Consider the following 13,622-nt stretch of genomic DNA (forward strand, 5'->3'; position numbering starts at 1 on the left):
CCGCGACCTTCCTCGAAGCACGCTACCGCGAACTCGCGCTGCTCCTCCGTCAGCGAACTTCGCTGATCCATATGACTGACCCCCGGGAGTCGGAACTGAATTTCTCAGTCCAACTCCCGGGGGTCAGTTCACTTCCGGGACGGCCCTCCGCTCACGCGTCGATCACTCGAGGTAGTCGCGCAGCTGCTGCGAGCGCGACGGGTGCCGCAGCTTCGCCATCGTCTTCGACTCGATCTGGCGGATGCGCTCGCGCGTCACGCCGAAGGTGTCGCCGATCTGGTCGAGCGTCTTCGGCATGCCGTCGCCGAGGCCGAAGCGCATGCGGATGACCCCCGCCTCGCGCTCCGAGAGGGAGTCGAGGAGCGACTCGAGCTGGCGCTGGAGCATCGTGAAGCCCACCGCGTCGGCCGGCACGACCGCCTCGGTGTCCTCGATGAGGTCGCCGAACTCGCTGTCGCCGTCCTCGCCCAGCGGCGTGTGCAGCGAGATGGGCTCGCGGCCGTACTTCTGCACCTCGATGACCTTCTCGGGGGTCATGTCGAGCTCGCGCGCGAGCTCCTCGGGGCTCGGCTCGCGACCGAGGTCCTGCAGCATCTGCCGCTGCACGCGGGCGAGCTTGTTGATGACCTCGACCATGTGCACGGGGATGCGGATCGTGCGGGCCTGGTCTGCCATCGCGCGCGTGATCGCCTGGCGGATCCACCACGTCGCGTAGGTCGAGAACTTGAAGCCCTTCGTGTAGTCGAACTTCTCGACCGCACGGATGAGGCCCAGGTTGCCCTCCTGGATGAGGTCGAGGAACTGCATGCCTCGGCCCGTGTAGCGCTTCGCGAGCGAGACCACGAGGCGCAGGTTCGCGCCCAGCAGGTGGCTCTTCGCGCGCTGCCCGTCGCGGGCGATGCGCGTGAGGTCGCGCTTGAGCTGCCAGTCGAGGTCGTCGCCCTCGAGCGAGAGCTTCTCCTCGGCGAACAGGCCCGCCTCGATGCGCATCGCGAGGTCGACCTCCTGCTCGGCGTTGAGCAGCGCGACCTTGCCGATCTGCTTGAGGTAGTCCTTGACCGGGTCGGCCGTCGCGCCCGTGATCTGGGTGGCGGCAGGCTCGTCGTCGTCGCCCGAGAGGCGCAGGGCGCCGGTCGGGAGCTTCTCGACGTGGACCTCCTCCTCGTCCTCCTCGGGCGCCTCGGTCGCGGTCTCCTCGGCCTCCATCACCTCGGCGACGGGGTCGGCGGCCTTGCGGCGGCCGCCGCGCGCGGCGGGCTTCGCCGGGCCGGTCGACGGCGAGGCGGCCTTCTTCGCGGCAGCGGTCTTCGCGGCAGCGGTCTTGGCGGCGGCGGTCTTGGCGGCGGTCGCCTTGGCGGGCGCCTTCGCGGCGGTCGACTTGGCAGCCGTGGTCTTCGCGGTCGACTTGGCGGCAGGCGCCTTCGCCGCCGTCGTCTTCGCGGTCGCCGACTTCGCGGCAGTGGTCTTCGCGGCGGTGGCCTTTGGCGCTGCGGCCGTCGTGGCGCTCTGCTCAGCGTCGGCGGCCGCCTTCATCGTTCGGCTCCGCGGGCTCGTGGTCTTGTCAGCTGGCATGCGTCCTCCGGTCGGTCAAGCGTCCAGACTCGGTCCAGTCGCGCTGAGGGCAGTCGAATGACCCATGTCAAGTCCGCGCGCTGGCACGATCTCGACTGGGTCGGTCTTGACAGTATAGCGCCGGATGTGGCATGGGCATTCCCAGGTCGCGGAATCCGCCGCTCAGTCGGGGCGGCGGCGCATCCGCCGGGCGATCGCCGCCCACAGCGGCCCCACCTCGATGCCCTCCTCCTCGCGCAGCCGCGAGCGGGTGATGCGACGCATCCGCACGACCATGAGGAACCCGAGCGCGAGCAGCACGAACTGGAACGAGAGGGCGGCGCGGAAGCCCTCCCAGTCGTAGAGGCCGACCGCCTCGCCGCCCGCGACGCGCGCCGAGTGGACGAGGTCGAGGATGATGCCGACCGCGGGCATGGCGGCGAACGTCGCGATGAAGCCGCCGACGTTGACGATGCCGTTCGCCGAGCCGAGCACGCGCAGCGGGTTCGACGTGCGGGCGAAGTCGAAGCCGACCGTCGAGCCCGGGCCTGCCGCGCCGAGCACGATGAGCAGCAGCACGACGAGCCAGGTCGGCGGATGCGTCGGCCACGCGAGCACGACGGCCCACGCGGCGACGACGAGCGTGACGAGCGCGAGCACGAGGGTCGAGCGCCGGAGCGGGAAGCGCGCGGTCGTGATGCCGACGATCGGGCCCACGATCATGCCGGTCACCACGACGACGCTCATGAGCGCCGCGGCCTCGGGCTGCGAGTAGCCGAGCCCGTCGACGAGCATCGGGAAGCCCCACAGCAGCAGGAAGAGGTTCGTCGAGCCGAGCAGCGAGAAGTGCGTCCAGAAGCCGAGCCGCGTGCCGGGCGTGCGGAAGGCGCTGCGGAGCCGCGGCAGCCAGCCCTCGGGCACGTCGATCGAGCCGGTCGGCGGGGCACCGCCCGGGGGCGCGTCGAAGACGATGAGGAGGACGAGCACGAAGGCGACGGCGCCGACGGCAGCGAGCGTGCCGAACGAGAGGGTCCAGCCGGCCGCCGAGAGCAGCCAGACGAACGGCACGGCCGAGAGCAGCTGCCCGACCTGGCCGCTGATGGCGGTGTACTGCGACATCTGCGCGAGGATCGGCCCGCGGAACCAGCCCGACTGGAGCCGGATGACCGAGATGAAGGTCGCCGCATCGCCGATGCCGACGAGCACGCGGCCGAGGATCGCGAGCGGCATGTCCTCGGCGATCGCGACGAGCAGCTGACCGCCCGCCATGACCGCCGCGCCCGAGGCGATGAGCACGCGCGGGCCGAGCCGGTCGAGCAGCACGCCGACGGGGATCTGCATCGCCGCGTAGACGCCGACCTGGACGGCGCCGAGCGTCGAGAGCTCGGTCGCGGCGACCTCGAAGCGCTCGGCGGCCGCGGGTCCGGCGACGCCGAGCGACGAGCGGTGGAGCACCGCCGCGATGTAGGCCAGTGCCGCCACGCCCCAGACGAGCCAGGAGCGGGCGCTGTTCATCCGAGCGGGTCCGAGCCCGGCTTCCGCCGCTCCTGCAGGTAGCGCTCGAGCTCCTCCGCGATCTCGTCGGCGCTCGGCAGCGAGCCGTCCTCATCGGTGAGCGGCGACTTGACGGACGACTGCGCCATGAAGGCGTCGTAGCGGGCCTCGAGCGTGCGCACGACGCGCTGCAGCTCCTCGTTCGACTCCATCTGCTGCGCGACGAGCTGCTGGAACTCGCGGTCGGCCTGGCGCAGCTCCTCGGTGCGGAACGCGAGCGACGTCGCGCTCGTGACGCCCTCGAGGGCGGCGAGCGCGGGGCCCGCGGAGCCCGACTCGCCGACGTAGTGCGGCACGAGCACGGTGAAGGATGCGACGGGCGACGTCGGGTGCAGGCGGTGCTCGATGCGGTGGATGACGGAGGCCGGCACCGAGGAGACGGGCCGCCAGGCCGAGTACTGCTCGATGAGCTCGGCGCGGTTGCCGGAGACGGTCGAGACGAGCGGCCGCGTGTGCGGCACGGGCATGCCGATCGAGCTGATGATCGTGGTCGAGGCGACCTCGAGCTCCTCGTGCAGCTCGAGCAGGGCATCCGTGAACCGCTCCCACATCCAGTCGGGCTCCGGCCCGGTGAGCAGCAGGAACGGCGCTCCCGCGTCGTCCTCCACCTGCAGGAGCGTGAGCGAGTGCGGCAGGTACTCCTCGACGTGGTCCTCGTTGAACAGCATGCGCGGCCGCCGCGAGCGGTGGTCGATGAGCACGTCGGTGTCGAACGCGACGACCGGGCGGTGCGGGAGCGTGTCGAGGATCGCGGCCGCGGCGGCCTCGGCTGCGGCGCCGGCGTCGACGAAGCCGTGGATCGCGATGACGAGGTCGAGCCCGCGCGGCACCGTCTCGAGGTCCTCGAGGTGCAGGGTCAGCGAGCGCGGATCGAACACGCTCCCAGCCTAGTGACCGCCGGCCCGCAGGTATCCTCGTGACCCATGCCCATCCCCGCACTCTCCATCATCGCCCGCCCCGAGGACGCCACAGCCGAGCTCATCGTGCACGGCGTGCACCCCGGCGAGCAGCCCTCCGCCGAGGGCTTCGACCCCGAGCTCCTCCGCGGCATCGGCGCGACGGGCGAGCGAGAGCAGGTCGTGCGGGCGGTCGTCGACGGTCGCCGCGTCGCCTTCGTCGGCCTCGGCGACGACACGGGCTCGGTGCGGCTGCGGGAGATCGCGGGTGCGGCGGTGCGCGCGCTGCGCGACGTCCCGACGCTCGCGCTCGCGCTGCCCGTGCGGACGACCGATGACGTGCTCGCGGTGCTCGAAGGCGCGGCGCTCGGCGCCTACCGCTTCGACGGGCTCAAGCGCGAGCCGAAGCCCGGCGTCGTCGAGATCGCGGTCGTCGCGGGCGAGGCGGAGGTGACCGAGACGGTCGTCGCGATGGCCAAGGCCGCCTCGACCGCCGTGTGGCTCACGCGCGACCTCGCGAACACGCCGCCGAACCTGCTGAGCCCCGTGCACTTCGCCGACCGCGTCGCCGCCGAGGCGCCGCACGCGGGGCTCAGCGTCGTCGTGCGCGACGAGGAGCGCCTGCGCCGCGAGGGCTTCGGCGGCATCGTCGGCGTCGGCCAGGGCTCGAGCCGTCCGCCGCGGCTCGTGACGGTCGAGCACGCGCCCGACAACGCGACGCGCCACGTCGTGCTCGTGGGCAAGGGCATCACCTTCGACTCGGGCGGCCTCTCGCTCAAGCCCGCCGGCTCGATGCAGCACATGAAGTACGACATGACCGGTGCCGCGACGGTCTACGCCGTGACCGCCGCCGCGGCCGCGCTCCAGCTGCCCATCCGCGTGACCGCCCACCTCGCGCTCGCCGAGAACATGGTCTCGTCGACGTCGACCAGGCCCGACGACGTCATCGTCATCCGTGGGGGCACGAGCGTCGAGGTGACGAACACCGACGCCGAGGGCCGGCTCGTGATGGCCGACGCGCTCGTGCTCGCCTCCGAGGCGCAGCCCGACGCGATCATCGACGTCGCGACCCTCACCGGCGCCCAGCAGGTCGCGCTCGGCGATCGCGTCAGCGGCGTGATGGGCAACGACGAGGCGTTCGTCGACGCGCTCGTGCGCGCCTCGCGGGAAGTCGGTGAGCTCGTCTGGCCCATGCCCATCCCGGAGGAGATGCGCTCGATGCTCGACTCGGAGGTCGCCGACCTCCAGAACGCGAAGGTCGGCAACCGCTCGGGCGGCATGCTGCTGGCCGCGGCGTTCCTCAACGAGTTCGTCGGCGAGCGCGACGGCTCCCCCATCCCGTGGGCGCACATCGACATCGCCGGCCCGTCGACGAACACCGGCAAGCCCTTCGGCCACACGCCGGTCGGCGCGACGGGCGTCGTCGTGCGCGGCGTGCTCCGCTTGATCTCGAAGATGTCGCGCTCAGCCGAGTGACACCGATCCGTCAGGGGTGAGCGACTAGGCTGGCTCGGGCAGGAACTGCCGTGCACCGCTGCGCCCACCGGCGCGGCACAAGAGACTCATGAGGAGCAAGTGCGTGTCCGATCAGAGCTTTGACATCGTCGTCCTGGGTGGAGGCAGTGCCGGCTACGCCGTCGCGCTGCGCGCCGTGCAGCTCGGCAAGACCGTCGCGATCGTCGAGAAGGACAAGCTCGGCGGCACGTGCCTCCACCGCGGCTGCGTGCCCACGAAGGCGATGCTGCACTCGGCCGAGGTCGCCGACGAGGTGCGCGACGCCGGCCACGCCGGGGTCGACGCCGAGCTCAAGGGCATCGACATCGAGCGCGTGACCGCCTTCCGCGAGGGCATCGTCTCGAAGAAGTACAAGGGCCTGCAGGGCCTCATCAAGGCCAAGGGCATCGAGGTCGTCGACGGCGAGGGCAAGCTCACCTCCCCCACGACCGTGCAGGTCGGCGACCGCACCCTGACCGGCAAGAACATCGTGCTCGCGACCGGCTCGTACGCGAAGACCCTGCCGGGCCTCGAGATCACCGGCAACGTCATCACGAGCGAGCAGGCGCTCCGCCTCGACTGGATCCCGCAGCGCGTGGCGATCCTCGGCGGCGGCGTCATCGGCGTCGAGTTCGCGAGCGTGTGGCGCGCCTTCGGCGCCGAGGTCACGATCATCGAGGGCCTGCCCCACCTCGTCGCGAACGAGGAGGAGTCGGTCTCGAAGCAGTTCGAGCGCGCGTACAAGAAGCGCGGCATCCAGTTCAAGCTCGGCGCGCGCTTCTCGGGCGTGACGCAGGACGACTCGGGCGTGCACGTCTCGCTCGAGACGGGCGAGACGATCGACGCCGACCTCCTGCTCGTCGCGGTCGGCCGCGGCCCGAACACCGCCGGCCTCGGCTATGAGGAGGTCGGCGTGCAGCTCGACCGCGGCTTCGTGACCGTCGACGAGCGCCTGCAGACCTCCGTCCCCGGCGTCTACGCCGTCGGCGACATCGTCCCCGGCCTCCAGCTCGCGCACCGCGGCTACCAGCAGGGCATCTTCGTCGCTGAGGAGATCGCCGGCCTCGAGCCGCGCATGGTGCAGGACATCAACATCCCGAAGGTCACCTACTCCGATCCCGAGGTCGCGTCGATCGGCTACTCCGAGGCCAAGGCCAAGGAGCAGTTCGGCGAGGACAGGATCGAGTCGTACGAGTACTCGCTCGGCGGCAACGCGAAGAGCGAGATCGTCGGCACGACCGGCTCGGTCAAGGCGGTGCGGGTCAAGGACGGCCCCGTCGTCGGCGTCCACATGATTGGCCGCCGCGTGAGCGAGCTCATCGGCGAGGCCCAGCTCATCGTGAACTGGGAGGCCTACCCCGAGGACGTCTCGCAGCTCGTCCACGCCCACCCGACGCAGCACGAGGCGCTCGGCGAGACCATGATGAAGCTCGCGGGCACCCCGCTCCACGCCATCTGATCGACAGCCACAGGAGATCCCAGAATGACTGACATCAAGCTCCCCGAGCTCGGCGAGAGCGTCACCGAGGGCACGATCACCCGCTGGCTGAAGGCCGTGGGCGACGAGATCGCCGTCGACGAGCCGCTCGTCGAGATCTCGACCGACAAGGTCGACACCGAGGTGCCGTCGCCGATCGCCGGCACGCTCACCGAGATCCTCGCCGACGAGGACGACACCGTCGAGGTCGGCGCCGTCATCGCGCGCGTGGGCGATGCGGGCGACGCGCCCGCAGAGCAGGCGCCCGAGACCGACGCCGAGGCGGCGACCGAGGGCACCGACGCCGAGCCCGAGCAGGAGGCCGACGACGAGTCGGCCGCCGAGGCGCAGGAGTCGCCCTCGAAGGAGGCCGACGAGGCGCAGCAGGAGGCGCCCGAGCCGGCTCCGCAGGCCGAGGCGCAGCCCTCGAGCGGCGGCGGCACCGACATCAAGCTCCCCGAGCTCGGCGAGAGCGTCACCGAGGGCACGATCATCCGCTGGCTCAAGGCCGTCGGCGACGAGATCGAGGTCGACGAGCCCATCGTCGAGATCTCGACCGACAAGGTCGACACCGAGGTGCCCTCCCCCGTGGCCGGCACGATCTCCGAGCTGCTCGTGGACGAGGACGACACCGTCGAGGTCGGCAGCGTCATCGCGCGCGTCGGCGGCTCGGCGAGCGCGCCCTCGGGCGGCGAGCCGACGACCGACGACGCCGAGACCGACGAGCCTGCCCCCTCATCGAGCTCCGCCGAGGAGCAGGACGCGACGCCGGCCGAGCAGCCCGAGCCCGCGAAGCCGTCGACCGAGCAGCCGGAGCCCGCGAAGGCCCCCGAGGCCGAGGAGCAGGAGGCGGCGCCCGCTCCCGAGGCGCCGAAGCAGGAGGCGCCGAAGGCCGAGGCGCCCAAGCAGCCGGCGCCGCCTGCCCCCTCGAAGCCCGCCCCGTCGGATTCCGCAGCGCAGGCAGCCGCGGCCCCCTCTGCGTCGGCGTCGCCCGCGCAGCCCGCCGCGCAGTCCGCGTCGGCCGGTGTCTACGTGACCCCGATCGTCCGCAAGCTCGCGAACGAGCGCGGCGTCGACCTCGGCTCGATCACGGGCACGGGCGTCGGCGGCCGCATCCGCAAGGAGGACGTGCTCGCGGCAGCCGAGGCGAAGCCCGCCGAGTCCGCGCAGGCCGCGCCCGCTGCCGCTGCCGCGCCGGCGCCCGTCGAGGTCTCGCCGCTGCGCGGCACGACCGCGAAGATGTCGCGCCTGCGGAAGGTCGTCGCGAAGCGCGCCGTCGAGTCGATGCAGGAGCTCGCGCAGCTCACGACGGTCGTCGAGGTCGACGTGACGAAGGTCGCGCAGCTCCGCGAGGCGAAGAAGGCCTCGTTCCAGCAGGAGACCGGCAACAAGCTCACCTTCCTGCCGTTCTTCACGCAGGCGGCGGTCGAGGCGCTCAAGGCGCACCCGCTCATCAACGCGACGGACGACGGCGAGACGATCACCTACCCGGAGACCGAGAACCTCGCGATGGCGGTCGACACCGAGCGCGGCCTGCTCACGCCGGTCATCCGCGACGCGTCGTCGAAGAGCATCCGCGAGCTGACCGCGGAGATCGCCGACCTCGCGCAGCGCACGCGCGACAACCAGCTCAAGCCCGACGAGCTGGCCGGGGGCACCTTCACGCTCACCAACACCGGCTCGCGCGGCGCGCTGTTCGACACCCCCGTGGTGTTCCAGCCCCAGCGCGCGATCCTGGGGGTCGGCACGGTCGTGAAGCGCCCGGTCGTCGTCTCGGTCGACGGCCAGGACTCGATCGCGATCCGCTCGATGGTCTACCTCGCCCTGTCGTACGACCACCGGATCATCGACGGCGCCGACGCCGCCCGCTACCTCGCGGCGGTCAAGCAGCGCCTCGAGTCGGGCGCGTTCGAGGTCTAGCCCGGCCACGCGTCCCGAAGGACCCAGCCTGCCTCGGTGCTCATGACGAGCACCGAGGCAGGCTCGTCTCCGGACACGACCCGCAGCAGCCAGGCGTCGCCGAGCTGCTGCACGACCTCGAGCACCCCGTCGTCGGGCATGCGCCACGGCGCGGCGGCGGTGAGCAGGGGGCTGTCGGGATCGTGCAGCCCGACGAGGCACGCCGCGTCGCCCGCGTCGAGGCACGCCTCGCGCTCGGCGAGCAGCGCTGCCGCGCCCGCGACCGGGTCGCCCGTCACGGCGCCCGGCGCTTCCGGCCGGACCGCCGCTGCCGCCGACGGCGTGTCCGCCGGCTCGGCAGCGCCGACGGGAGACGGCATCGTCGCGGGATCCGCGGCGCCTGCGCCGGGAGGCCCGCTCCCGCCGAGGAGCGCCGCCGTCATGACGAGCGCGATCCCGCCCGCGCACCCGAGGGCCCAGTAGCGTGGCCGCACGGCGCGCGCCGCCGCCACGAGTCGAGCGGCGGACGGCGTGCCTCGCGGGAGCCGCTCGAGCAGCCGCGCGACGCGAGCCCACACCGCGTCGAGCCCGCTCGCCCGCTCGCGCGGGCGCATCCGCACCGGTGCCGCCGCGGCCCCCACCACCGGAGGGTCGAGCGCGAGCGGCAGCGCGGGCCAGGCGGCGATGAGCGCCGATGCCGCGGCAGCGAGGTCGCGGCGCTCGAGCGCAGCCTCGACCGCCTCCGGCAGCGGTTGCCCGCATGCGTCCGCGAGCAGCAGGGCGAGCTCGCGCCAGCCGAGCGCGTCGGCCGCGACGCCGTCGCTCGACTCGCGCCACGCCTCAGTGGGCCGCTCGGTCTCGCGGTGCGCGCCCTCGGCGGCGAGCAGCGGCGCGCCATCGACATCGACGCGCACGTCGTGGGCTGTGACGGCGCCGGCGACGGCTCCGATCGCGTGCAGCGCGCCGAGCGCCGCCGCGATCGGTGCGAGCGCGGTGACGATCTCCCCCGGCTCCGGCTCGCCGCGCTCGAGCAGCCAGTCGGCGAGGTCGCGCGCCACGAGCTGCCGCACGATGACCACGCCCTCGTCGGTCGCGACGTCGATGACGGGCAGGAGGTGCTCGTGGTCGGCGAGCAGCAGGGCCTCCGCCTCGCGCGCGAGCGGCGCGTCACCGCCCGCGAGGGCGCGGTGCACCTCGACCCCGTGACCCGACGCATCCGCCACCCAGACCTCGCGGTCGGCCGTCCGCCGCACGGCGCGGACGAGCGGGTAGCCGGCGATCGACGCTGCCTCGACTTCCACGCCGCGACCATGCCACGACGGCCGGCGCGGGCGAGCGGGTCGCGCTCCCCGCTGTGGAGAGCGGAGGCCCCGCGCGCCGGTATCCTGGAGAGCATGGCGCGCGAGACCGAGAAGGAGCCCGGCAGGCTCAAGACGATGTGGTCCATCTTCCAGATGACCCGCAAGAACGACAAGGCGGCGCTGCCGCTGATGCTGCTGGCCTTCCTCGGGCCGATCGTCGTCGTCGTCGTGCTCGCGATCGTGACGCAGCAGGACGTGCTGTGGTTCGTCCTCTGGGTGATCTCGGGCGTGCTCATCGGCCTGATGCTCATGATGATGACGCTCACCTGGCGGGCCGAGAAGATCGCGTTCTCGCAGATCGAGGGCCGCCCCGGCGCCGTGGGCGCCGTGCTGAAGAGCGGCCTCCGCGGCAACTGGTCGACGAGCGAGATGCCCGTCGCCGTCAACCCGCGCACGCAGGACGCCGTCTACCGCGCGGTCGGCAAGCCCGGCGTCGTGCTGATCGCCGAGGGCCCGCGCGAGCGCGTCGCGCGGCTCGTCGGCGAGGAGCAGCGCAAGCTCAAGCGGATCGTGCCGAACGTGCCGGTCAACGTGCTCGAGATCGGCCCCGACTCCTCGCTCGAGCTGCGCAAGATGACGAAGTCGATGCGTCGGCTGAAGAAGGTGCTGAGCCGCGCCGAGGTGATGGCGGTCGCGAACCGGCTCACCTCGCTCGGGCAGTCGAACCTGCCCATCCCGAAGGGCATCGATCCCCGCCGGGTGCGCCCCGGCCGGCCGCGCTGACGTAACACCGCCGAAACATCGGCGTCACGGTCGGGCAACGGCTCCCGCGTAGCGTCGAGGCAAGGCATCCGCTCAACCGAAACGCCAAGTCAGGAGCACCATGTTCAAGGACCCGTCCGAGGCCCTCGCCTTCATCAAGGACGAGGAGGTGAAGTTCCTCGACATCCGGTTCACCGACCTGCCCGGCGTGCAGCAGCACTTCAACATCCCCGCGTCGACGGTGGACGAGGAGTTCTTCTCGGTCGGCCAGCTCTTCGACGGCTCCTCGATCCGCGGCTTCGCGACCATCAACGAGTCCGACATGCAGCTCATCCCTGACGTGTCGACCGCGTACCTCGACCCGTTCCGCGAGCAGAAGACGCTCGTGATGATCTTCGACATCTACAACCCGCGCACGGGCGAGATCTACCACCGCGACCCGCGCCAGGTCGCGCACAAGGCCGAGCAGTACCTCGCCTCGACCGGCATCGCCGACACCGCGTTCTTCGCGCCCGAGGCCGAGTTCTACATCTTCGACGACGTGCGCTACTCGGTCACGCCGAACCAGTCGTTCCACTCGGTCGACTCGGAGGAGGGCGCCTGGAACACCGGGCGCGTCGAGGAGGGCGGCAACCTCGCCTACAAGACGTCCTACAAGGGCGGCTACTTCCCCGTCTCCCCGGTCGACAAGCAGGCCGACCTGCGCGACGACATCTGCCTCAAGCTCGCGGGCATCGGCCTGCAGGTCGAGCGCAGCCACCACGAGGTCGGCACGGGCGGCCAGGCCGAGATCAACTACCGCTTCAACACGATGGTGAAGGCGGCCGACGAGATCCTCGCCTTCAAGTACATCGTCAAGAACACGGCGCTCGAGTGGGGCAAGACGGCGACCTTCATGCCGAAGCCCCTCTTCGGCGACAACGGCTCGGGCATGCACACGCACCAGTCGCTGTGGCTCGACGGCAAGCCGCTCTTCTTCGACGAGAACGGCTACGGCAACCTCTCCGACACGGCCCGCTGGTACATCGGCGGCCTGCTCGCGCACGCGCCGTCGGTGCTCGCGTTCACGAACCCGTCGATCAACTCCTACCGCCGCCTCGTGAAGGGCTTCGAGGCGCCGGTCAACCTCGTCTACTCGGCGGGCAACCGCTCGGCGGCGATCCGCATCCCGATCACGGGCTCGAACCCGAAGGCGAAGCGCATCGAGTTCCGCGCGCCCGACGCGGCGTCGAACCCGTACCTCGCGTTCGCGGCGCAGATGATGGCGGGCCTCGACGGCATCCGCAACCGCATCGAGCCGATGGACCCGATCGACAAGGACCTCTACGAGCTGCCGCCCGAGGAGGCCAAGGGCATCCCGCAGGTGCCGGGCACGCTCGAGGAGGCGCTCGTCGCGCTCGAGAACGACCACGAGTTCCTGCTCGAGGGCAACGTCTTCACGAAGGACCTCATCGACACGTGGATCTCGCTCAAGCGCGAGACCGAGATCCTGCCGATGGCCCTGCGCCCGCACCCGTACGAGTTCGAGCTCTACTACGGCGTCTGACGCACAGTGCTCGCGGCCCGGCTCTCCCGACCCTGGAGGAGCCGGGCCGCTCGCACGTGCAGCGTGCGCTGCCTATGCCTCGATGGCCGTGATCGTTGCTAGGAGCGCCGCGTAGAGCACGAGCGCGGTCACGAACCAGCCGAAGCTCGACCGGCGCGTGCTGGGGATCTCCTCCTTGAACACGTTGAGCAGCACGGAGCCGCCGAGCAGCGCGGTCAGCAGCGCCACGGCGACCGTGCTCACCGGGGCCGCGACGGCCGCAAGCACCCAGCCGACGAGCAGCGAAGCGGCGAGCAGGACGCGGCCGCTCGAGCGGAAGCGACGCGGGTAGTGCTCCGCGAGGCCTCGGTCCGTGAGCAGGAAGTGCAGGCCCATCGCGATCGCGAACAGGATCGCGAAGAGCAGGCCCGTCCGGACGCGCAGGATCATCGTGTAGGTGATCAGCGCGTTGTAGAGCATGAACGAGCCGAGGTGCAGCCAGTACACGCCAGCGGTGTCCCGGCCGTCGTCGCTGTGCCGCTCCGCGAGGCGCTCGAGCCCGTAGAACGCGGTGAACCCGGCGAGCGCGACGAGGAAGATGGCGAGCTCGAGCAGGGGTGTCGGCTCCACGACGTCCGAGAGCGCCTCGCCCACCGCTTCGTTGCCCGAGGCGAGCTCCGGCAGCAGGTGCAGGAAGACGTACGCGACCGCGAGTCCGCCGGCGAAGGACCCCATGGCGCGCTCGGGCACGAGCGGCAACGACCGGATGCGCGGAGCTGCGAGATGCAGGACGGCCAGCAGGACCGTGAGGGCGAACGCGATCCATGTGCTCTCAGCGACGCCGAGATCCATGGCAGCGCTCGCTCAGGCGGGGACGGCGTAGCCGCAGATCGGGCACGCCTCGAACTCGCGCTTGCCCCAGCGCGCGATGGGGATGAAGAAGAGCGTGAAGCGCTTCGACTCGCGGATGCGGCGCCACACCGCGGTGTTGTTGCAGTTGACGCACGTGCGGGTCAGCCCGGGGCCGACCTCCTCCTGCTTGGGGCCGAAGCCGAAGATGAAGAACATCGCGCCAGCGTAGGGACGGAGCCTGCGAGCTTCCCCTGGCCACCGGTCACGTTGGGTGGCACCGAATCGTCGCCTGGCCCCGACACGAGCGACGA

The 13,622-nt window shown here is 71.6% G+C and carries 11 protein-coding genes; 5 read left to right on the forward strand and 6 right to left on the reverse strand.

The window, feature by feature from the left end; all coding sequences use genetic code 11:
- Window positions 1–162: 162 nt before the first annotated feature.
- From H508_RS0104715 to H508_RS0104725, 3 genes are all read right to left on the reverse strand, one after another.
- Window positions 163–1,572 carry an RNA polymerase sigma factor gene (locus H508_RS0104715; RefSeq protein WP_026373219.1) on the reverse strand — a complete coding sequence of 470 codons (1,410 nt, stop codon included), beginning with the start codon at window positions 1,570–1,572 and terminating at the stop codon, window positions 163–165.
- A gap of 162 nt (window positions 1,573–1,734) precedes the next feature.
- Entirely contained in the window at window positions 1,735–3,066 is a 1,332-nt protein-coding gene (locus tag H508_RS0104720) for an MFS transporter (RefSeq protein WP_026373220.1), read from the reverse strand.
- Window positions 3,063–3,983, reverse strand: coding sequence for a PAC2 family protein (locus H508_RS0104725; protein WP_051222754.1), 921 nt, complete (start codon window positions 3,981–3,983; stop codon window positions 3,063–3,065). The genes H508_RS0104720 and H508_RS0104725 overlap by 4 nt, the downstream gene beginning before the upstream one ends.
- A 45-nt stretch (window positions 3,984–4,028) precedes the next feature.
- Here H508_RS0104725 and H508_RS0104730 point away from each other — a divergent pair, with 45 nt between their 5' ends.
- The 3 genes from H508_RS0104730 to sucB all read left to right on the forward strand — a co-directional run bounded on the left by H508_RS0104730 (window position 4,029) and on the right by sucB (window position 8,892).
- Entirely contained in the window at window positions 4,029–5,477 is a 1,449-nt protein-coding gene (locus H508_RS0104730) for a leucyl aminopeptidase (protein ID WP_026373222.1), read from the forward strand.
- Between the two features lie 88 nt (window positions 5,478–5,565).
- Window positions 5,566–6,954, forward strand: a complete 1,389-nt coding sequence (lpdA, locus tag H508_RS0104735; RefSeq protein WP_425393449.1) for a dihydrolipoyl dehydrogenase — start codon at window positions 5,566–5,568, stop codon at window positions 6,952–6,954.
- A 24-nt stretch (window positions 6,955–6,978) separates the two neighbouring features.
- Entirely contained in the window at window positions 6,979–8,892 is a 1,914-nt protein-coding gene (gene sucB, locus H508_RS0104740) for a 2-oxoglutarate dehydrogenase, E2 component, dihydrolipoamide succinyltransferase (RefSeq protein WP_026373224.1), read from the forward strand.
- On the opposite strand, the gene H508_RS0104745 is transcribed toward sucB, so the two are convergent.
- Window positions 8,889–10,172 (reverse strand): protein kinase family protein, encoded by a 1,284-nt coding sequence (locus H508_RS0104745; RefSeq protein ID WP_026373225.1) that lies wholly within the window; start codon window positions 10,170–10,172, stop codon window positions 8,889–8,891. The two genes, sucB and H508_RS0104745, sit on opposite strands and share 4 nt — an antisense overlap.
- 93 nt (window positions 10,173–10,265) lie before the next feature.
- Between H508_RS0104745 and H508_RS0104750 the strand changes: the two genes are divergently transcribed.
- Both H508_RS0104750 and glnA read left to right on the forward strand, forming a co-directional pair.
- The gene (locus H508_RS0104750; protein ID WP_026373226.1) at window positions 10,266–10,955 is read left to right on the forward strand and encodes a DUF4191 domain-containing protein; all 690 of its coding nucleotides are present in this window, start codon (window positions 10,266–10,268) and stop codon (window positions 10,953–10,955) included.
- Between the two features lie 100 nt (window positions 10,956–11,055).
- Window positions 11,056–12,480: a type I glutamate--ammonia ligase gene (gene glnA, locus H508_RS0104755; protein WP_026373227.1), complete on the forward strand. Its 1,425-nt coding sequence runs from the start codon at window positions 11,056–11,058 to the stop codon at window positions 12,478–12,480.
- Between the two features lie 72 nt (window positions 12,481–12,552).
- Here glnA and H508_RS0104760 read toward each other — a convergent pair whose 3' ends face one another.
- Together H508_RS0104760 and H508_RS0104765 are read right to left on the reverse strand one after the other, a co-directional pair.
- Entirely contained in the window at window positions 12,553–13,311 is a 759-nt protein-coding gene (locus H508_RS0104760; RefSeq protein WP_051222756.1) for a hypothetical protein, read from the reverse strand.
- Window positions 13,312–13,323: 12 nt separating this feature from the next.
- Window positions 13,324–13,527 (reverse strand): zinc-ribbon domain-containing protein, encoded by a 204-nt coding sequence (locus H508_RS0104765; RefSeq protein WP_026373229.1) that lies wholly within the window; start codon window positions 13,525–13,527, stop codon window positions 13,324–13,326.
- Window positions 13,528–13,622: the final 95 nt, after the last annotated feature.

This window comes from Agrococcus lahaulensis DSM 17612, from assembly GCF_000425105.1.
Taxonomy (GTDB): Bacteria; Actinomycetota; Actinomycetes; order Actinomycetales; family Microbacteriaceae; genus Agrococcus; species Agrococcus lahaulensis.